Annotated in this window: 19 protein-coding genes; all 19 read left to right on the top strand. The window is 66.4% G+C overall.

Annotated elements, in window-relative coordinates:
• The first annotated feature begins 8 nt into the window (after nucleotides 1-8).
• The 19 genes from aspS (at nucleotide 9) to carA (ending at nucleotide 21017) form a co-directional block, all read left to right on the top strand.
• Nucleotides 9-1790, top strand: coding sequence for an aspartate--tRNA ligase (gene aspS, locus KTJ89_RS03895; RefSeq protein ID WP_259356813.1), 1782 nt, complete (start codon nucleotides 9-11; stop codon nucleotides 1788-1790).
• Entirely contained in the window at nucleotides 1790-3193 is a 1404-nt protein-coding gene (locus KTJ89_RS03890; RefSeq protein ID WP_259356812.1) for a replication-associated recombination protein A, read from the top strand. Before aspS ends, KTJ89_RS03890 begins: the two co-directional genes overlap by 1 nt.
• A 65-nt stretch (nucleotides 3194-3258) precedes the next feature.
• Complete coding sequence (locus KTJ89_RS03885; protein ID WP_259356811.1) at nucleotides 3259-4848, top strand: cation:proton antiporter domain-containing protein; 1590 nt, start codon at nucleotides 3259-3261, stop codon at nucleotides 4846-4848.
• A gap of 274 nt (nucleotides 4849-5122) precedes the next feature.
• Entirely contained in the window at nucleotides 5123-5764 is a 642-nt protein-coding gene (gene rpsD, locus KTJ89_RS03880) for a 30S ribosomal protein S4 (RefSeq protein ID WP_373270422.1), read from the top strand.
• Between the two features lie 437 nt (nucleotides 5765-6201).
• A complete protein-coding gene (gene alaS, locus KTJ89_RS03875; RefSeq protein ID WP_259356810.1) occupies nucleotides 6202-8856 on the top strand; it encodes an alanine--tRNA ligase in 2655 nt (884 codons plus the stop codon).
• The gene (gene ruvX, locus KTJ89_RS03870) at nucleotides 8853-9329 is read left to right on the top strand and encodes a Holliday junction resolvase RuvX (RefSeq protein ID WP_101544406.1); all 477 of its coding nucleotides are present in this window, start codon (nucleotides 8853-8855) and stop codon (nucleotides 9327-9329) included. Before alaS ends, ruvX begins: the two co-directional genes overlap by 4 nt.
• The gene (mltG, locus tag KTJ89_RS03865; protein WP_139467342.1) at nucleotides 9326-10462 is read left to right on the top strand and encodes an endolytic transglycosylase MltG; all 1137 of its coding nucleotides are present in this window, start codon (nucleotides 9326-9328) and stop codon (nucleotides 10460-10462) included. The genes ruvX and mltG overlap by 4 nt, the downstream gene beginning before the upstream one ends.
• Nucleotides 10463-10465: 3 nt before the next feature.
• Nucleotides 10466-11386: a shikimate dehydrogenase family protein gene (locus KTJ89_RS03860; RefSeq protein ID WP_259356809.1), complete on the top strand. Its 921-nt coding sequence runs from the start codon at nucleotides 10466-10468 to the stop codon at nucleotides 11384-11386.
• A gap of 13 nt (nucleotides 11387-11399) precedes the next feature.
• Complete coding sequence (locus tag KTJ89_RS03855; protein ID WP_259356808.1) at nucleotides 11400-12179, top strand: prepilin peptidase; 780 nt, start codon at nucleotides 11400-11402, stop codon at nucleotides 12177-12179.
• Nucleotides 12180-12189: 10 nt separating this feature from the next.
• The gene (gene aroC, locus KTJ89_RS03850; RefSeq protein ID WP_259356807.1) at nucleotides 12190-13389 is read left to right on the top strand and encodes a chorismate synthase; all 1200 of its coding nucleotides are present in this window, start codon (nucleotides 12190-12192) and stop codon (nucleotides 13387-13389) included.
• The gene (locus KTJ89_RS03845) at nucleotides 13386-14024 is read left to right on the top strand and encodes a shikimate kinase (protein ID WP_139467338.1); all 639 of its coding nucleotides are present in this window, start codon (nucleotides 13386-13388) and stop codon (nucleotides 14022-14024) included. Before aroC ends, KTJ89_RS03845 begins: the two co-directional genes overlap by 4 nt.
• 171 nt (nucleotides 14025-14195) lie before the next feature.
• A complete protein-coding gene (gene aroB, locus KTJ89_RS03840; protein WP_259356806.1) occupies nucleotides 14196-15317 on the top strand; it encodes a 3-dehydroquinate synthase in 1122 nt (373 codons plus the stop codon).
• A 147-nt stretch (nucleotides 15318-15464) separates the two neighbouring features.
• Complete coding sequence (efp, locus tag KTJ89_RS03835; protein WP_101544394.1) at nucleotides 15465-16025, top strand: elongation factor P; 561 nt, start codon at nucleotides 15465-15467, stop codon at nucleotides 16023-16025.
• On the top strand, nucleotides 16026-16436 hold the full coding sequence (gene nusB, locus KTJ89_RS03830) for a transcription antitermination factor NusB (protein ID WP_139467336.1): 411 nt from the start codon (nucleotides 16026-16028) through the stop codon (nucleotides 16434-16436).
• A gap of 110 nt (nucleotides 16437-16546) precedes the next feature.
• The gene (gene pyrR / locus KTJ89_RS03825) at nucleotides 16547-17098 is read left to right on the top strand and encodes a bifunctional pyr operon transcriptional regulator/uracil phosphoribosyltransferase PyrR (protein ID WP_139467335.1); all 552 of its coding nucleotides are present in this window, start codon (nucleotides 16547-16549) and stop codon (nucleotides 17096-17098) included.
• Nucleotides 17095-18075 carry an aspartate carbamoyltransferase catalytic subunit gene (locus tag KTJ89_RS03820; RefSeq protein WP_139467334.1) on the top strand — a complete coding sequence of 327 codons (981 nt, stop codon included), beginning with the start codon at nucleotides 17095-17097 and terminating at the stop codon, nucleotides 18073-18075. The genes pyrR and KTJ89_RS03820 overlap by 4 nt, the downstream gene beginning before the upstream one ends.
• A complete protein-coding gene (locus tag KTJ89_RS03815) occupies nucleotides 18068-19381 on the top strand; it encodes a dihydroorotase (protein WP_139467333.1) in 1314 nt (437 codons plus the stop codon). The genes KTJ89_RS03820 and KTJ89_RS03815 overlap by 8 nt, the downstream gene beginning before the upstream one ends.
• Nucleotides 19366-19860 (top strand): PH-like domain-containing protein, encoded by a 495-nt coding sequence (locus tag KTJ89_RS03810; RefSeq protein ID WP_259356805.1) that lies wholly within the window; start codon nucleotides 19366-19368, stop codon nucleotides 19858-19860. Before KTJ89_RS03815 ends, KTJ89_RS03810 begins: the two co-directional genes overlap by 16 nt.
• Nucleotides 19857-21017: a glutamine-hydrolyzing carbamoyl-phosphate synthase small subunit gene (carA, locus tag KTJ89_RS03805; protein ID WP_139467331.1), complete on the top strand. Its 1161-nt coding sequence runs from the start codon at nucleotides 19857-19859 to the stop codon at nucleotides 21015-21017. Before KTJ89_RS03810 ends, carA begins: the two co-directional genes overlap by 4 nt.
• Nucleotides 21018-21026: the final 9 nt, after the last annotated feature.

Genomic DNA, 21026 nt, shown 5'->3' with positions numbered 1-21026 from the left:
AGCCCTAGGTGCTGCGAAGCCACGAAGCCGGAAGCCTGCGAGCCGCGAACGCAGGAGAAACCGTCACCCTCACCGGGTGGGTCGATCGTCGTCGCGATCACGGAGGTGTGGCCTTCATCGATCTGCGCGACGCTTCGGGAATCGTGCAGGTCGTCGTCCGTGAGGACGATGCCCACCAGCTGCGCAACGAAACCGTCGTCAAGGCCACCGGCACCGTCTCGGTGCGCCCCGAGGGCAATACGAACCCGAACCTGCCCACCGGTGAGATCGAGATCATCGACACCGCCGTCGAGGTGCTCTCCGAAGCAGCGGCCCTGCCGTTCCAGGTCTCCGACCACGCCGAGGACTCCGGCGCCGTGGGCGAGGAGACCCGTCTGCGCTACCGCTACCTCGACCTGCGCCGTTCGGGCCCGGCAAAGACGATCCGTCTGCGCTCCGATGTCAACAAGGCCGCACGGTCGGTCCTCGACGCCCACAGCTTCGTCGAGGTCGAGACTCCGACCCTGACGAAGTCGACTCCGGAAGGTGCCCGCGACTTCCTCGTCCCGGCCCGCCTCAAGCCCGGCTCCTGGTACGCCCTGCCGCAGTCGCCGCAGCTGTTCAAGCAGCTGCTTCAGGTCGCCGGCATGGAACGCTACTACCAGATCGCCCGCTGCTACCGCGACGAGGACTTCCGCGCCGACCGCCAGCCCGAATTCACCCAGCTCGACATCGAAGCCTCCTTCGTCGAGCAGGAGGACATCATCGCACTGGCCGAAGAGATCCTCACCGCACTGTGGAAGCTCATCGGCTACGAGATCACCACGCCGATCCCGCACATCACCTACCACGAGGCGATGGAGAAGTACGGTTCGGACAAACCGGACCTGCGCTTCGGCCTCGAGCTGCACAACCTCACCGAGTTCTTCAAGGACACCCCGTTCCGCGTCTTCCAGTCGCCCTATGTCGGCTCCGTCGTCTACCCCGGCGGCGGCTCGCTGCCGCGTCGTCAGCTCGACGGCTGGCAGGACTGGGCCAAGCAGCGCGGGGCGAAGGGCCTGGCCTATGTGCTCATCGGCGAAGACGGAACCCTGTCCGGTCCGGTGGCCAAGAACATCTCCGATGAGGAGAAGGCGGGACTCGCCGAGGCGGCCGGTGCGCAGCCGGGCGACGCGATCTTCTTCGCTGCAGGTGATCGCAGTATGCGTGCCCTCCTCGGTGCCGCCCGCAATGAGATCGCCGAACGCACGGGTCTCATCAAGGACGGAGACTGGGCCTTCGTGTGGGTCGTCGACGCGCCTCTGTTCGAATCGGCCGCCGAAGCGCAAGCCGCCGGAGACGTCGCCGTCGGCGGCGGACAGTGGACAGCCGTCCACCACGCCTTCACCGCTCCGAAGCCCGAATTCCTCGACACCCTCGAAGAAGACCCGGGTGCCGCTCTGGCCTATGCCTACGACATCGTGTGCAACGGCAACGAGATCGGCGGCGGCTCGATCCGCATCCACCGCAAGGACGTCCAGGAACGGGTGTTCGAGATCATGGGCATCTCCGCCGAAGAGGCCGAGGAGAAGTTCGGCTTCCTCCTCGAAGCCTTCAAGTTCGGAGCACCCCCGCACGGCGGCATCGCCTTCGGCTGGGATCGCATCGTGTCCCTGCTGGCCGGCGTCGACTCGATCCGTGAGGTCATCGCCTTCCCGAAGTCCGGCGGCGGATTCGATCCGCTGACCCAGGCACCGGCCCCGATCACCGACGCCCAGCGCGCCGAGGCCGGAGTTGACTACGAACCGGAAGACGACGACTCCGAGGCCTGATGAGCCACGAACCCAATCTGTTCTCCGACGGCCCGGACCAGGAAACACCGGGTCCGGGCTTCGCCGGTTCCTCCGGGACCTCCTCGGGCAGGGCCCTGGACCCGCTTGCGGTGCGGATGCGTCCCCGGACCCTGGACGAAGTCGTCGGTCAGGAGCACCTGACCTTCCCCGGATCCCCGCTCAACCAACTCGTCGAAGCCAGCGGGGGAGACCGGGCGGGAGCATCCTCGGTGATCCTGTGGGGTCCGCCCGGAGTCGGAAAGACCACGCTGGCCCATGTCATCTCCCATGCCCCGGGCCGTACCTTCGTCGAGCTCTCCGCCATCACCGCGGGCGTCAAGGACGTGCGCCAGGTGATCGAGAGCGCCCGCCGCGAACGGGAGATGTACGGACGGACCACCGTTCTCTTCCTCGACGAGATCCACCGGTTCTCGAAGGCCCAGCAGGATGCCCTGCTGCCAGCGGTGGAGAACCGGCTCGTCGTGCTCGTGGCCGCCACCACGGAGAACCCGTCGTTCTCCGTCATCTCACCCCTGCTGTCGCGGTCGCTCATGCTCACGCTGCGTCCGCTCGACGACGAGGCGGTCGGCAATCTGCTCGACCGTGCCGTCGAATCCGATCGCGGCTTGGCCGGACAGTTCACCCTCACCGAGGAGGCCCGGAACTTCATCGTCCGCATCGCCGGGGCCGACGCCCGCCGATCACTGACCGTCCTCGAAGCTGCCGCCGGAATCGCCGCCGCGCAGTCGGAGGAGGCGGGCGACGAACCGATCGCGATCACCGAATCGGCCTGCGCCGAAGCGAGCAGCGAAACCGTTCTGCGCTACGACAAGAACGGCGACCAGCACTACGACGTGGTCTCCGCGTTCATCAAATCCATCCGCGGATCCGATGTCGACGCGGCCCTGCATTATCTCGCGCGGATGATCGTCGCCGGTGAGGACCCGCGCTTCATCGCCCGTCGCGTCGTCATCTCTGCGGCCGAGGACATCGGCATGGCCGACCCGCAGGCGCTGCCGATCGCCGTGGCCGCCTCGACCGCGGTTGCCAACATCGGCATGCCCGAAGGACGGATCCCCCTCGCCGAGGCGGTCACCTACCTCGCGCTGGCCCCGAAGTCGAACGCGAGCTACCGCGCCCTGGACGCCGCGATCGCCGATGTGAAGAACGGACTCGCCGGAGAAGTGCCGATGCATCTGCGCGACGCCCACTATCCGGGGGCGAAAGAGCTCGGCCACGGTGAGGGTTACAAATACTCGCACGACTATCCGCACGGGGTCGCCGATCAGGAGTACCTGCCGGAGTCGCTGCGAGGCAAGCGCTACTACTCTCCGACGGGCAACGGAATGGAACGCAGCATGGCTGAGAGGCTCGAGAACCTCAGGCGGCTGCTGCGACCCTGATAGCTTTGGAGCAGACGCGGTGACGGGCAGAGACGTCGCCGGCGGCGCTGATCGAGGAGGACGGCATGGCAGACATCGTCATCACGATCGCCGCCGCGCTGGCGCTGGGACTCATCGCCCATGAGCTGCGCATTCCGCCGCTCGTCGGATTCCTCGCGGCCGGATTCCTCCTGCACGTCTTCGGCTTCACCGCCTTCGCGGGACTGCAGCAGGTTTCGGACATCGGAGTCGTCCTGCTGCTGTTCACGATCGGACTGAAATTCGATCTGCGCTCCCTGCTCCAACCCGAAGCCCATGGCACCGCTGCGCTGCACATGATCACGGTGGTCCTCCTCGGTGCCGGGACGATCGGAGCTGCCGCAGCCATCGGCATCGTCAGCGTCGGCGGGGGACTGGGCACCTTGGCGCTGCTCGGCTTCGCCCTCTCGTTCTCCTCCACGGTGCTCGTGGTCAAAGTGCTCGAAGACCGTTCCGACGACGGGTCCTACTACGGGCAGATCGCGATTGCGATCCTCGTCCTCCAGGACCTCGCTGCGGTCGCCTTCATCACGATCGCAGGCGAAGAGCCGCCGAGTCCCTGGGCGTTCGCGCTCGTCCTGATCGTTCCCGTGGTCTGGGTGCTGCGACGGCTTCTCGACCGCGTCGGACGCGGTGAGCTGCTCGTCCTCTTCGGCGTCGTCATGGCCTTGGGGCCCGGCTATGTCGCCTTCGAATCAGTCGGCATCCACGGCGACCTCGGAGCCCTGGTGCTCGGACTTCTCTTCTCCACCCACCCGCGAGCCGTGGAGATGTCGAAGTCGCTGTTCAGCGTCAAAGAGCTCTTCCTCGTCGGGTTCTTCGTCGTCATCGGGCTCCAAGCGGTCCCCACCTGGTCGGATCTGCTCATGGCGCTGGCCCTGTGCGTCGTGCTGCTGCCGTTCAACTTCGCGAGCTTCTACCTCATGGGTCGCCTCTTCGGCCTGCGCAACCGCACCAGCGTGCGCACCAGCCTGGCCCTGAGCAACTTCTCCGAATTCGCACTCATCGTCGTCACCGTCGGAGTCGACAACGGACTGTTCGAGGGCAACTGGCTGACCATCACCGCCCTCGCCGTGGCGTTGGGGATGATCGGCTCCTCCCTGGCGAACGCCTACAGCCTCCAGATCGTCGCGAAGCTCGACGCGATTCTGCCGGACGAGAACGAGAGCCGGCTGCGGGCGAACGATCGGCCGCTCGACACCGGAGATGCGGAGGTCGTCGTCCTCGGCATGGGCCGCATCGGTCGCGGAGCCTACGAGCGCTTCGTCGAACGCGGCGACCGGAGCGTCATCGGCATCGACAACGACCACACAGTCATCGAAGCCCTGCACGCCGACGAGTTCACAGTGCTCGAAGGCGACGCCACCGACCACGAATTCTGGCACCGCCTCGTCGTCGGGGGCAGCGCCCACACCGTCGTCCTCGCCATGGCGCTGCACGACTCGAACACCTTCGCTCTCGAACAGCTGCGCATCGCCGGCTTCCCCGGGACCATCGCCGCGGTCGTCCAACGTCCCGATCAGGCCGAGCACTTCGCCCGTGCCGGGGTCCACGCGGTGATCAACATCTACAGCGGGTCAGGAGCGGCCGTGGCCGATGCCGCGATCGACAGCCACGAAGACGACTGTCGGAAGTGACAGCGGGCTGCCGGCAGTGACAGCGGTGCCTGCGGATCGGTCGGCCGGCAAGGGCGGACGGTTCGCCTCAGTCGGCAAGATCACAGCGGCGAGGCCGCCGATCGGCTTTGCGACGGGCGGTGTGCACCCGCTAAGATGGACAGCTGTTGTGCCTGCACCCTAAAGGCGGTCGGTGCGAGCGGATCTCGACGCTCAATCCCTCTTTCCCATCCGGGGAAACAACAGTCGCGTTCGGGGCGAGAACCGCAGAGGCCCACCGCGGCAGAACACATTGATGAAAGGTAATACAGTGCCAGCACCAGCACGTAATCGCCGTATGACGCGCCTCTCGCGCGCCCTCGGCATTGCTCTGACACCCAAGGCCGAGAAGTACTTCGAGCGTCGCCCGTACCCTCCAGGTGAGCACGGTCGCGCCCGTCGTCGCAACGACAGCGACTACTCGGTCCGCCTCAAGGAGAAGCAGCGTCTGCGCGCGCAGTACGGCATCCGTGAGGCCCAGATGCTCAAGACCTACAAGGAAGCCAACCGTCTGCCCGGTCTGACCGGTGAGACAATGGTCGAGCTCCTCGAATCGCGTCTCGACGCCCTCGTCCTGCGTTCGGGATTCGCCCGCACCATGGCCCAGGCCCGTCAGTTCGTCGTCCACCGTCACATCACGGTCGACGGACAGCGCGTGGACCGTCCCTCCTTCCGCGTGAAGGAAGGACAGACCATCCAGGTGCACGAGCGTTCGGCTTCTATGGATCCGTTCCAGGTCGCCGCCGCCGGTGGTCACAAGGACGTTCTGCCCGCAACGCCGGGATACCTCAACGTGAACCTCGAGGGCCTGCAGGCAACTCTGCTGCGCACCCCGAAGCGCGAAGAGGTGCCGATCACCTGTGACGTTCAGCTCGTCGTCGAGTTCTACTCGCGCTGATCTGCTGAACACAGCGCATCGCGCCACCGCGACTGCCCGGGACCGCACGGTTCCGGGCAGTCGCGCATTCACGGCACGGGCGTCCACTGTACGGCGCGTGCACCCGCAGGTTCGGCGCGGGCGTCAGCGGGTTCGGCTTCGGCCCACTCAAAGGCGAATAGCACTGTTTCAAACAGGGGCTATTCACCTGAAAGTGGGCTGTTCGGTTAGAAACTCCGCAGGACGCACGTCGCGGGGGCGGAAGTGGTCCGCCGAACGGAGTGGGAGCGGCGGACTCGGGGAGCGGTCGACTCTGACCCACCCGGCACGCCGCGCCACATCGCATATTGCGGCGGAGCCATTAAACTGGTCCCTGTTAAGTGCGGGTACGCACGAGTAAGTGTCGCGCCGGGCTCATCCGCCCGGCGGCGCACAGGCAATATCTGAAAGGCCTTGGATTGAAGACGGCAGAGATCAAACAACGCTGGTTGGACTACTTCGAAGCGAACGGGCACACCGTGGTCCCCTCGGCGTCGGTGATCAGCTCCGATCCGTCCATCCTGTTCAACATCGCGGGAATGGTCCAGTTCATTCCCTACCTCACCGGCCGGGAGCCGGCCCCGTTCAACCGCGCCACCAGCGTCCAGAAATGCGTGCGCACCGGAGACATCGAAGAGGTCGGCAAGACGACCCGCCACGGCACCTTCTTCCAGATGAACGGCAACTTCTCCTTCGGCGACTACTTCAAGCGCGATGCCATCAAGTTCGCCTGGGGACTGCTGACGACCCCCGTCGCCGAGGGTGGCCTCGGCTTCGACCCGGAGCTGCTGTGGGCGACAGTGCACGAGGACGATCTCGAGACCATCGACATGTGGCTCGAGGAGACCTCCGTTCCCCGTGAGCGCATCCAGCTGCGTGACAACGAGGACAACTACTGGCACACCGGCCAGCCCGGCCCCGGCGGCTACTGCTCGGAGATCTACTTCGACCGCGGCCCCGCCTACGGCGTCGACGGCGGACCCGTGGCCGACGAAGACCGCTACATCGAGATCTGGAACCTCGTGTTCATGGAGTTCGAACTCTCCGAGGTTCGCTCGAAGGTCGACTTCGACGTGGCCGGCGAGCTGCCGGCGAAGAACATCGATACCGGCATGGGACTCGAACGTGTCGCCTTCCTGCTCCAGGGCGTGGAGAACATGTACGAGATCGACGAGGTCTTCCCCGTCATCGAGGCCGCCAGCCGTCTGGCCGGCCGGACCTACGGCGAGGACGAGCACGCCGATGTGCAGCTGCGCGTCGTCGCCGACCATGTCCGTTCGGCCCTGATCATCATCGGCGACGGGGTCCGCCCCGGCAACGAAGGCCGCGGCTACATCCTCCGCCGCCTGCTCCGCCGTGCCGTGCGTGCCATGCGTCTGCTCGGAGTCAAGGAAGAAGTCCTGCCCGAGCTGCTGCCCGTCTCCATGCAGGCCATGAAGCTGTCCTACCCGGAACTCGAAACGGACTTCGACCGCATCTCCCGGGTCGCCTACGCCGAGGAGAAGGCGTTCCTGCGCACCCTCGAATCCGGCACTCAGCTGTTCGCCAATGCCGCGAAGTCACTCGACGGCGCGGACAAGACTATCAGCGGGGACATCGCCTTCGCTCTCCACGACACCCACGGATTCCCCATCGACCTCACTCTCGAGATGGCGTCCGAAGCCGGACTGAGCGTCGACGAGGCCGGGTTCCGTGAGCTGATGAGTGAACAGCGCACCCGCGCCAAGGCCGATGCCAAGGCGAAGAAGGGCGGCGGCCACACCGACCTGTCCGCCTATTCGGCGCTGCTCGACGAAGGTGCCAGCGAATTCGTCGGCTATGACCGACTCGAGTCCGACTCCCGCGTGCGAGGAATCGTCGTCGATGGGGTCGCCGCCGAGGTGCTCACCGCCGGTCAGAGCGGCGACGTCGTCCTCGACCTGACCCCGTTCTACGCCGAATCCGGCGGTCAGCGCGCCGACGTCGGCCTCATCTCCGGCCATGGCTTCACCGCCCGGGTCAGCGACGTCCAGAATCCGGTCAAGGGACTGCCTGCCCACCGGGTCGAGGTGATCGACGGAGAGCTGCGCGTCGGTGACGAGGTGCTCGCCGCCGTCGACCACGACCACCGGTTCCAGGGCGCACAGGCCCACACCGCCACCCACCTCGTCCACGCTGCGCTGCGCGAGATCCTCGGCAGCCACGCCGTGCAGGCCGGTTCGCTCAACCAGCCCGGATACATGCGCTTCGACTATTCGTTCCCCGAAGCCCCGAGCACCCAGATGCGGGCCGAGATCGAAGAGGTCGCGAACCTCGCGGTGCGCTCGAACTACGAAGTCGGCACCGAATACATGTCCTTCGACGACGCGAAGAAGTCCGGTGCCATGGCGCTCTTCGGCGAGAAGTACCCGAACGTCGTGCGCGTCGTCGACATCGGCGGACCCTTCTCCCGCGAACTCTGCGGCGGCACCCACGTCGGTGCCTCCGCGGAGGTCGGCCCGATCTCCGTGCTCTCCGAAGCCTCCGTCGGCTCCGGAGTCCGGCGCATCGAAGCCGCTGTCGGCATGGACGCCTTCCGGTCCCTGGCCGCCGAGCGGACCATCGTGTCCTCACTCTCGGAGATGCTCAAGGTCCCCGGCACCGACGTCACCTCACGCGTGTCCGACCTGATGAGCCGGCTCAAGGACGCCGAGAAGGAGATCGCTCGCCTCAACGCCCAGCAGCTGCTGGCCTCTTCGGGCAAGTTCCTCGATGAGGCGCAGACCGTGGGCCAGACGCTGTTCGTGCAGGCCGAACTCGGCGACATCGCCAATGCCGGAGACATCCGCACACTGGTCACCGATCTGCGCAACCGGGTCGCCGACCGTCAGGCGGTGATCTTCGGCATCGGAGTCAGCAGCGGAAAGCCCGTCGTTGTCATCGCCACCACCGAGGCGGCCCGTGCCGCCGGTCTGCAGGCAGGAAAGCTCGTGGCGCTGGCCTGCGGCGAACTCGGCGGCGGAGGCGGCGGCAAGCCCGACCTCGCCCAGGGCGGGGGCAGCAACCCCGCGGCGATCCCGTCAGCCATTGCGGCGGTCAAGGCAGCCATCCAGTGAGTTTCCGCCGAGGTCGCCGGCTGGGTCTCGACATCGGTTCCGTGCGGATCGGTGTCGCCTCCAGCGACCCCGACGGGATTCTGGCCACCCCGCTCACCGTCGTTCGTCGAGCAGACGAACCGGCGGCGCTGCGGCAGCTGCGCGATATCGTCGACGAATACGAACCCATCGAACTCCTGGTGGGGGACCCGAAGTCCCTCGACGGCGCCGCCCGGGCCGCAGCCACCTCGGCGTTGGAATTCGCCCGCCGGATCGCCGCGGCCACAGGCACACCCGTCCGTCTCGTCGACGAACGCTTCACCACCGTCGAGGCCCACCAGGCTCTCGCCGCAGCCGGGAAATCGTCACGCCAGCGACGCGAGATCGTCGATGCCCAAGCCGCCGTGATCATCCTCCAGAACGCCCTCGAATACGAACACAACACCGGTGTCCCCGCCGGCCGTGAGATGCCCGACGAGGAGAACGACGTATGAGCCCGATCACCGAAGAGTTCTCGACCGACGAAGGACTGTCCCGCGCAGAGATCCGCGCGAAGAAACGGCGCAGAATGATGCGCCGCCGACGGACGACGACGATCGTGATCATCTGCATCCTCGTCTTCGGCGTCGGGGGCTTCTTCGGCGTGCGTGCGGCCGGTGGAGTCTTCGACGACCTGTTCGGACCGAAAGGCGACTACGAGGGGCAAGGCACGAACGAGGTATCGATCGAGATAGCTCCCGGATCCTCGGCGCGCACCGTGGCCAACCAGCTCGTCGAGGCCGGAGTGATCATGAACTCCGAGCCCTTCCTCGACGAGATCGAACGCCGTGAGGCGACCATCCAGGCCGGGACCTGGACGATGCGGGAGAAGATGAGCTCGAAGGCCGCGGTCGAAGCGCTCATCAACCCCATCGCCCCGCCGAAGATCACAGTCGCCGAAGGCAAACAGGTCGAAGAGATCAAGGCGATCATGATCGAATCGGGGATGAACGCCGACGAGGTCGACAAAGCCATCGACGATAAGACCCCGAAGGACTACGGACTCGAGATCGACGCGCCGAGCCTCGAAGGCTATCTGTACCCGGCGACCTACGACCTCAACAAGCAGAAGACCGCCGAGGACATCGTTCAGGAGATGGTCGACAAGACCGAGACCGAACTCGACGAACTGGGAATCGAGAGCAAGGACGCCAACCGCATCCTCACGCTGGCCAGCCTCGTGGAGAAGGAATCCCCGGGAGACCCCGAGGTGCGCTCGAAGGTGGCAAGGTCCTTCCTCAACCGCATCTCCGACAAATCACAGACCGGGGGACTGCTCCAATCGGATGCGACCGTGGCCTATATCCACGGTGCCCGCTCCGACCTGACGACGACGAAGAAGGAACGCCAGTCCGACTCGCCGTACAACACGTACAAGAAGAAGGGTCTGCCTCCCGGGCCCATCAACTCGCCGAGCAAGGGCGCCGTCGAGGCGGCGCTCGAACCCGCCGACGGTGACTGGCAGTTCTTCGTCGCGACGAACCCGGACACGGGGGAGACCAAGTTCGCCGACAACTACGAGGACCACAAGAAGAACGTCGAGATCTACCGCAAGTGGCTGCGCGAGCACAGCAAGGACGACGGATAGCCGGTGAGGATCCTTGCCGCAGTGCTCGGTTCGCCGATCGCACACTCGAAATCCCCGCTGCTCCACCGCGCCGCCTTCGCAGCGCTGAACCTGGCATCCAGCGAGTACTCCCGGTACGAAATCGGCTCGGAGGAGCTCGAGGGATTCCTCGACTCCCACATCGATCACACCGGTTTCTCGCTGACGATGCCGTTGAAGGACCGACTCGTCACACTCGCCGCCGAACGCGGGTGGAACCTCGACGAGACGGCGGCACTGACGGCCGCCGGCAACACCCTTGTGCGCCACCGCGGAGAAGTGCAGGTGGCGAACACCGACGTCGAGGGCATCGTGCGTGCCATCGCCCCGCACAGGGAATCAGGACCGGCCGCGGCCGATGGTGCGGGAGCCGGTCGCGCGACGATCCTCGGCGCCGGAGCCACGGCCGCCTCGGCGCTCGTGGCCTGCCGCGATCTCGGGATCGCACACGTGGACTTCCGCGTCCGCAGCCCGGACCGTGCCCGCCGTGTCCTCGACCTGGCCGAGCGGATCGGTCTGACCGCCTCGGTGGGCGACCTGACCTGGATCGGTCCATCGGAGATCGTCGTCTCGACCCTGCCCGCCGAGGCGGCCCCCGACCCGATCTGGGATGACTCCTTCGCCCCCGGTGCGATCGCCCTCGACGTCGCCTACGCCGCCGATTCGACCTTCCTCGCCGCGGCTGCCGCGCACGGTCTGCGCCCCGTCGCCGGAACCGCCATGCTCGTCGAACAGGCCGTCGCCCAGTTCGAGATGTTCCTCGCCGCAGCCAGGGCCGACGGCCCGACGACGACGGAGACCCTGCCGACGTCGCAGGCAGTGCCGGCGGCAGACGACCTGACCGCGCGGGTCACGGCGGCCATGTACGCAGCACTCGAGGTCCCGCCGGTCCGGGCGCAGGACTGAACCGGCGATCGCGATGGACACCGGAGTGCTGCACGGGATGACCATCGGAGTCACGGTTCTGGCCGCTCTGGCCTGCGGTCTCATCCTCGCCGTGACCCCACGGGCCTGGCTCAACGACTCCGCGCACCTGCAACGGTGGCAGTCATCCAGATGGGCTCGCGGCATGGGACCGATGCTGCTCGGCCCCATCATCGCCGCGGCAGTCGCCGTCGTATTCACCCTCTTCGTGCTCGCACCACTGGAGACCGGGTGGAGCGCCTATGCGCCGCTGGGCGGAACGACGTTCGCCCCGGGCCAGCCGAACTCCGCCGATCGCATCGTCTCCGCCCTGCTGCTGGGACTCGTCTCCGGCGCCACGCCATTCCTCGTCACCGCAGACCTGAGCGTCCGCAGACTGCCTGATCGGATGGTCATTCCCCTGTCTCTGGTCGCCCTGGGACTCCTGATCACGGGCTCCGTGCTCGGAGAACTGCCGATGTGGTTCGCGTCATTCTTCGCAGGACTCATCGGCCTCGTCTTCTTCACGGCAGTGCACCTGGTGGGTCGAGCGCTGCGGGCGCGGACGATGGGGCTCGGGGACGTCAAGCTCGCGTTCATCGTCTTCGCCGTGCCCGGTCTCTTCGATCCGTGGGCACCTGCGCTCGTGCTTGTCGCCATGATGCTCATCAGCGGGGCCTGGGCGCTCATCGGAGCGATCCGAGCCGGGCGGGTGCGCGGGGTGACCATCGCCTTCGGACCGGCCATGCTTTCCGGCATGTGGCTCGGGTGCCTGTTCGCCCCAATACTTTTGTAGAATCGGTGGAATGTTGAGATGGCTGACTGCAGGCGAATCCCACGGCGAAGCGCTGACTGGGATCATTGAGGGGCTTCCCGCCCATGTACCGATCACCAGGGACGATATTCGTGCGAGCCTGGCTCGCCGCCGACTCGGCTATGGCCGCGGCGCACGGATGAAGTTCGAAGCCGACGAGGTGCGTCTCCTCGGCGGTGTCCGCCACGGGCAGACCTTGGGCTCACCGGTGGCGATCGAGGTCGGCAACACCGAATGGCCGAAGTGGGAATCCGTGATGAGCCCGGATCCCGTCGACGCGTCCGAACTCGAAGGACTGGCGCGCAACGCCCCGCTGACTCGGCCGCGTCCGGGCCATGCCGATATCGTCGGCATGCAGAAGTACGGCTTCGACGAAGCCCGCCCCGTGTTGGAGCGCGCCTCGGCGCGTGAAACCGCGATGCGCGTGGCACTGGGCACGGTGGCCGCGAAGTTCCTCGGCGAATTGGGCATCACCCTCGTCTCCCACACCGTGGCCATCGGCGGCGCCGAACACGCTGCCGATGCGCTGCCTGCGCTGCCGACCGCGGCCGATGTCGAAGCCCTCGACGCAGATCCTGTCCGCTGCTTCGACGCCGACCTCTCGGCGGCGATGGTCACCGAGATCGACGCGGCGAAGAAGGCCGGGGACACCCTCGGTGGAGTCGTCGAAGTCCTCGCCTACGACCTGCCTCCGGGGCTGGGCTCCCACGTGCATTGGGACCGTCGTCTCGACTCCCGTCTGGCCGGTGCCCTCATGGGCATCCAGGCGATCAAGGGCGTCGAAGTCGGAGACGGTTTCCTCACCACGAAGCGTCCCGGCTCGCAGGCCCATGACGAACTGCAAGTCGGACCCGACGGATTCCGTCGCACGAGCAATCGTGCCGGTGGCACGGAAGGCGGAATGTCCACGGGCGGTCCGCTGCGGGTGCGGGCGGGGATGAAGCCGATCGCCACGGTGCCGCGTGCCCTGGCGACGGTCGACGTCGAAACCGGTGAGGCCGCGAAGGCGAACCATCAGCGTTCCGACGTGTGCGCAGTTCCCGCCTCGGGAGTCGTCGCCGAAGCCATGGTGGCACTGGTGCTCGCCGAAGCCGTCGTCGAGAAGTTCGGCGGAGACTCCGTTGCCGAGACGAAGCGGAACCTGGACGCCTATGTCGCGGCCATTCCGGAGAACCTCCGCATCGGACAATGAACCACACCCCGCTGCCCAAACCGGTTCCGCCCCTGGAACCGGTCCCCGCCGCGCTCTCGCGCATCGTGCTCTCCGGTCCGCCGGCGGCAGGGAAATCGACGATCGGTCGGCTGCTCGCCGACCGGCTCGGCCTGCCGCTGACGGACACGGACGCGAATATCGTCGACAAGTACGGGGTCATCTCGGAGATCTTCGTCGAACGCGGCGAAGACCACTTCCGACGCATCGAACGCGAGGTCGTGCGCAGAGCACTGCGTCGTCTGCTCGATCGTCCGGGCATCGTGTCCCTGGGCGGAGGAGCGATCCTCAACCCCGGCACCCGGGCCCAGCTGCGACATCCGGCGATCAAGGTCGTGCACATCGATATCGACGTCGACACAGTGTCCCAGCGGCTGACCGCCCCGCACCGACCGCTGCTGCGCGGTGCCGGCAGCCCGGTGGAGAACTGGCTGGCCCTGGTCAACGAACGCGAACCCCTGTACGAGCAGGTCGCGACCTTCCGGGTCCAGGCCTCGAACTCACCGCCGTCGACGGTGGTCAACCGAGTCGTTGACGTCCTCACCGGTCTGCAGCGAGCCGAGGAGTACGCGAAATACGCCGATCCCGACGACGACGGATCCGGTCAGCAGCGCTGAGCACGGCCCTGGCGGTGAGACGTCTGCGACCACATCGGTCACCCGTTTCGCCGCCGGGAGCCTGTGAGGGCTAGGCTGGATCCGGCCCACGGAGCAGGTGCCTCGACTCCGAGCACTCACCGGGCGGCCGAGCCTTGAGAGAAGACGATGAACGATCAGGAAGACGGACGAATGAGCCTCACACGCATCAATGTGGACGCCGGCGGGACCTACCCCGTCCTCGTCGGCCAGGGACTGCTCGGCGAACTGCCAGAGCTGCTCGGAAACCGCGTCGAGAAGGTCCTCGTCATCCACCCCCGCGCACTGCGCACCACCGGTGAGACCGTTCGCGACGACCTTGCCGCAGCCGGTCTCGAGGCCGTGGCCGCGGAGATCCCCGACGCCGAAGAGGCCAAACACGTCCAGGTCGCCGCATTCTGCTGGCAGGTCCTCGGCCAATCCGACTTCACCCGCACCGACGCGATCATCACCGTCGGCGGGGGAGCGGTGAGCGACCTCGGCGGATTCGTCGCCGCCACCTGGCTGCGCGGAATCAAGGTCATCCACATCCCCACCACCGTGCTCGGCATGGTCGACGCCTCCGTCGGCGGCAAGACCGGGATCAACACGGCCGAAGGCAAGAACCTCGTCGGCTCCTTCCACGCACCCGCCGGTGTCCTCGTCGACCTCGACACGCTCGGAACCCTGCCGGAGAACGAACTGTTCACCGGCCTCGCCGAGGTGGTCAAGACCGGATTCATCGCCGACCCCGCGATCCTCGATCTCGTATCGAACCACTCGAAGGACGAGATCGCCGATGTGCACGGCCCTGTGCTGCGCGAACTCATCGAACGTTCCATCCGGGTCAAGGCCGATGTCGTCTCCGGAGACTTCAAGGAGTCCGGACGCCGGGAGATACTCAACTACGGCCACACCCTCGGCCATGCGATCGAGCACAAGGAGCGCTACCAGTGGCGTCACGGTGCCGCCGTATCGGTGGGCATGGTCTTCGCCGCCGAGGTGGCGTCGATGATCAAGAGCCTGCCCTATGAAGTCGTCGACCTCCATCGTGAACTGCTCGGCAAACTCGGACTGCCGGTGGGCTACCGTTCCGATGTGTGGCCGCAGCTGCTGGACACGATGAAGAGGGACAAGAAGGCCCGCGGGGCGATGCTGCGGATGGTGCTGCTCAGTGATATCGGCGAACCGAGCACCGTCGAGATCCCCGATGCCTCCATCCTCTTCACCGCCTACCAGGAGATCGGCGAGGATTCGCCGACGGTTCCCCTCGGCATCGGCCTCGGCCTCGACTGACCCCGCCCGGATGGAAGCGTCCCGCTGGGCTTGCTAGACTTGCCCAGTGGCGCGTTCGTCGACCCCGCACCTCGGGGTCCTCCGACGCGTCGTGCCGACTGCGATCACCATTCGGTGATCAGGACTGAACCGAAGAAGGACGAATTAGTGGCGACAACGAACGACCTGAAGAACGGCCTTGTGCTCAACCTCGACAACCAGCTGTGGCAGGTGCTCGAATTCCAGCACGTCAAGCCCGGAAAAGGACCGGCCTTCGTCCGCACCAAGCTGAAGAATGTCATCTCCGGCAAGATCATCGACAAGACCTTCAACGCCGGCACCAAGGTCGAGACCGCGAATGTCGACCGCCGCGATATGCAGTACCTCTACCATGACGGCACCGACTACGTGTTCATGGATGCCAAGGACTACGACCAGGTCAACATCTCCGCAGACCTCGTCGGCGACGCCGCGAACTACATGCTCGAGAACCAGGATCTGCAGATCTCCTTCCACGAAGGCACCCCGCTCTCTGTCGAGCTGCCGCCCTCGGTGGAACTGACCATCACCCACACGGAACCCGGACTCCAGGGCGACCGTTCGACCGGTGGTTCGAAGCCCGCGACCCTCGAGACCGGCTACGAGATCCAGGTGCCCCTGTTCCTCGAAGAAGGCGTGAAGGTCAAGGTCGACACCCGCAGCGGCGACTACCTCGGTCGCGTCAAGTAAGTGGCGTCCGCACGTACCCGAGCCCGTCGCCGGGCTCTCGAGCTGCTCTTCGAAGCCGGGCAGCGTCGACTGGCCATGGACGAACTCGTCACCATGCGGTCGAACGATCCCGACTACCCGATGAAGGAATACGCGGTCGAGATCGTCAAGGGCATCACCGAGAAGCAGGCGGAGATCGACGAGATCATCTCCACCTACTCAGAAGGCTGGACCCTGGATCGGATGCCGGCCGTCGACCGGTCGCTGCTGGAGATCGGGACCTGGGAGATGCTGTACAACGACGAGGTACCCGACAAAGTGGCCATCGACGAAGCAGTGTCCCTGGCCAGACAGTTCTCCACAGATGACTCTCCCGGCTTCGTCTCGGGGTTGCTCTCCCGCATCCTCGACGTCAAACCGACACTCATCTGAGGCGGCGGGTCCGCACTCCGGACCCGCCCGCCGGTGGGCACCCCACCGGGTTTACAATCGAATCGAACCACTCCTTTAACCACCGTCCAGAGAGGCGGAGAAGGGGAAATATGACACAGCGAACAGTGCTGGACGCCCCCGATATCTCGCGGGCGATCACCCGCATCGCGCACGAGATCATCGAATCCAACAAGGGCAGCGACGACCTCGTCCTCCTGGGCATTCCGCGCCGCGGAGTCCCGCTCGCCCACCGACTCGCCGAGGCGATCGCCTCCATCTCCGGCCGGCCCGAGACCGCAGGCGAACTCGCCGGCAGCCTCGACATCACCATGTACCGTGACGATCTGCGCGGCGGCTCCTACCGGGCGCCCGAACCCACCACCATCCCGAGTGCGGGAATCGATGCGAAGACCGTCGTCCTCGTCGACGATGTGCTCTTCTCCGGACGCACCATCCGCGCCGCCCTCGACGCCCTTGCCGATGTCGGTCGGCCCGCCAAGGTCCGCCTCGCCGTCCTCGTCGACCGCGGCCACCGGGACCTTCCGATCCGTGCCGACCATGTCGGCAAGAACCTTCCGACCTCTAGCAGCGAACGCGTCAACGTCTCCCTGACCGAAATCGACGGAGACGACTCCGTGAGCATCTCGGGAGGCCGCGAATGAAACATCTGCTCGACACCGCATCGCTGAGCCGAGACGACGCCATCGGCATCCTCGATATCGCCGAGGAGATGACTCTCGTCTCCGAACGCGAGGTCAAGAAGCTCCCCGTGCTGCGGGGACGCACAGTGGTCAACCTGTTCTTCGAGGACTCCACACGCACCCGACTGTCCTTCGAGGCCGCAGCCAAACGGCTCTCGGCCGATGTGCTCAACTTCTCCGCCAAGGGCTCCTCCGTGTCGAAGGGTGAGAGCCTCCAGGACACGATCCAGACGATCTCGGCGATGGGCGCCGATGCCATCGTCGTCCGCCATTCCGGAGCGGGCACCGCCCACCGCCTCGCCCATACCGGGTGGATCGACGTCCCCGTCGTCAACGCCGGCGACGGCACCCACGAACACCCCACCCAGGCGCTCCTCGACGCTTTCACCCTGCGTCGGGCACTCGCCGGAGTCCCCGCCTCGGGGCCGGTGCAAGGGGGACCCCGCGGTCAGGGACTCGACGGAGCGAAGGTTGCCATCGTCGGAGACATCCTGCACTCCCGAGTGGCTCGGTCGAACGTCCACCTGCTCGCCCGCCTCGGCGCGGACGTCCACCTCATCGCACCACCCACCCTGCTGCCCTGGGGAGTGTCGAACTGGCCGGTGACCATCCACTACGACTTCGATTCGGCGCTGAGCGCCGAGGACTTTGCAGCCGTGATGATGCTGCGCGTCCAACACGAGCGGATGCACGAATCCTTCTTCCCCAACGAACGCGAATACGCCCGCCTGTGGGGACTGAGCGCGGCTCGTCTGGCCAAACTGCCGGAGACGAGCTTCATCATGCACCCAGGGCCCATGAACCGCGGCTTCGAAATCTCCGCTGCCGCAGCGGACTCACCCCGCGCCCTCGTCCTCGACCAAGTCGAGAACGGAGTGAGCGTGCGCATGGCGGTCCTCTACCGTCTGCTGACCGGTCAGGAGGAGACCAATGACTGATTACCTCATCCGCGGTGCCGATGTGCTCGGACGCGGAGTCGCCGATATCGCGATCCAGGACGGTCGCATCGTCGACCCCGAACTGCTGAGCACAAGCGACTATGAAACAGTCGACGCCGCAGGACTCGTGGCCCTGCCGGGACTCGTCGACATGCACACCCACCTGCGCGAACCCGGCAAGGAAGACGCCGAGACCGTGCTCACCGGATCACGCTCAGCCGCCTCGGGAGGGTTCACCTGCGTTCACGCCATGGCGAACACCGCGCCCGTGGCCGACACCGCCGGCGTCGTCGAACAGGTTCACCGCCTCGGCCGCGCCGCCGGATTCACCGAAGTCGTACCCGTCGGCGCCGTGACCACCGGACTCGAGGGAAAGCAGCTCGCCGAGCTGGGAGCCATGGCGCGCTCCGGAGCTCGCGTGCGGATGTTCTCCGATGACGGAATCTGCGTCTCCGATCCGCTGCTCATGCGCCGCGCCCTCGAATACGTCAAGACCTTCGACGGGATCATCGCCCAGCACGCACAGGAACCACGCCTGACCGAAGGCGCACAGATGAACGAGGGAACGGTCTCGGCCGAACTCGGACTGCCCGGCTGGCCAGCCGTCGCCGAGGAGTCGATCATCGCCCGCGATGTGCTCCTGGCCGAACACGTCGGGTCCCGACTCCACATCTGCCACGTCTCCACGGCCGGCAGCGTCGACCTCATCCGCTGGGCCAAGGCACGGGGGATCGCCGTCACCGCCGAGGTCACACCGCACCATCTCATGCTCACCGACGAACTCGTGCGCACGTTCGACCCCGTCTACAAGGTCAACCCGCCGCTGCGCACCGACCGCGACGTGCAGGCACTCCGAGCTGCACTGGCAGACGGCACGATCGACGTCGTCGGCACCGACCACGCCCCGCACACCGCCGAACACAAGTGCAGCGAATGGACCGCAGCGGCCATGGGCATGGTCGGCATGGAATCCGCCCTGTCGATCGTCGTCGCCGCCATGGCCGACCACGACTTCGACTTCGGCGATGTGGCGCGCGTGATGTCCTCGGCTCCGGCCCGGATCACCGGAGCCTCCGGGCACGGCAGCCTCGAGCTCGGAGCGAGTGCGAACATCGTCCTCGTCGATCCGGCAGCACCGCACCGCATCGAACCCGCCGACCACGCCACAAAGGGACGCAACAACCCCTTCGCCGGCGTCGAAGTCACCGCGCAGGTCACCGACACCTTCTTCTACGGCCACCGGGTCTTGGCCGCAGGGGCACTCACCACACCCCACCCGGCAGGAGCAACATGGACACAACAATAGGCACACTCATCGTCGCGGCAGTCATCCTCCTCGTGATCGTCGCGATCGCCTGGGGATGGAGCCGACGCAAACGGGCCCAGTCAGAGGTCATCACCCCGCCGAAGCCCCATATGGGCATCAAGGCCGTGGGCGAGCCGGTCGAAGGCTCCTATGTGTCGACGACGAAGGCCGGCCATCCGCTCGAACGCGTCGCCGTCCACGGCCTGGGCATCCGCACCACCGGGGAACTCGTCGTCACCGACGGGGGAGTGATCATGGACCTTGCCGGACGCGAGGACTTCCTCATCCCGCGCCGCGACATCGTCTCCGTGGACACCACGAACGGGATGATCGGGAAATTCGTCGAACGCGGAGGCATCATCCGCATCACCTGGCACCTGGGCGACACCCTCGTCGACACGGGCTTCCGCGCCCGCTACGCCGCATCCACCACCCCCACCGTCGACCGCATCCGCGAAATGATCGAAGAGGCACAATGAGCTTTTCCACCACCCCCGCCGTCCTCGTCCTCGAAGACGGCCGGACCTTCCACGGATCCGCCTACGGACACATCGGCGAAACCACCGGTGAAGCCGTGTTCGTCACCGCCATGTCCGGCTACCAGGAGACGCTGACAGACCCGTCCTACCACCGACAGATCATCATCCAGGCCGCTCCGCACATCGGCAACACCGGAGTCAACCGCACCGATGACGAATCCGCCCAGATCTGGGCCGCCGGCTACGTCGTCCGCGATGCCTCCCGGATCTCATCGAACTGGCGCTCCGAAGGCGACCTGGCCGACTGGCTGACCGAGTCCGGGATCGTCGGCATCTCCGACGTCGACACCCGAGCCCTGACCCGCCACCTGCGCGACAAGGGAGCCATGCGCGTGGGCATCTTCTCCGGACCCGCCGCCGAGGCGCCCGAATCCGAACTCCTCGCCCGTGTCCAGGCGTCTCCGCAGATGGCCGGAGCCAACCTCGTCGACGAGGTCTCGATCACCGAACCCCGACTCATCCCCGCCCGCGGGGAGAAGCGCTTCAGCGTCGCCGCCGTCGACCTCGGCATCAAATCGATGACCCCCGAACGACTGAGCGAACGCGGAATCGACGTGCACCTGCTGCCGTCGACGATCAGCTTCGACGAGATCCGGGCCCTGGGCGTCGACGGAGTCTTCTTCTCGAACGGCCCCGGCGACCCCGCCACCGCAGACGACCAGGTCGAACTGCTGCGCGCCGTGCTCGACGCCCGAATCCCGTTCTTCGGCATCTGCTTCGGCAACCAGCTGCTCGGTCGGGCCCTGGGCTTCGGCACCTATAAGCTGCCCTTCGGCCACCGCGGGATCAACGTGCCCGTGATGGACCGGACCACGGAGAAGGTCGAGATCACCTCGCAGAACCACGGCTTCGCCGTCGACGCTCCGCTGACAGGCGAGACCACCGCCCCGCACAAGGCCGACTACGGCCGGGTGACCGTCTCCCATGTGTGCCTCAACGACGACGTCGTCGAGGGACTCGCCTGCCTCGACATTCCCGCCTTCTCCGTCCAATTCCACCCCGAGGCTGCGGCCGGCCCGCACGATTCGAGCTACCTGTTCGATCGCTTCGTCGACCTCATGTCCGCTTCCCAGGCCGATTCGGCTGCCCAGGCCTAAGGAGAGAAC

The sequence above is a fragment of the Brevibacterium sediminis genome, from assembly GCF_024895295.1.
Classification (GTDB): domain Bacteria; phylum Actinomycetota; class Actinomycetes; order Actinomycetales; family Brevibacteriaceae; genus Brevibacterium; species Brevibacterium sediminis.
Note: the sequence above shows the minus strand (reverse complement) of the source record. Positions and strands in the feature narration are given on the sequence as shown.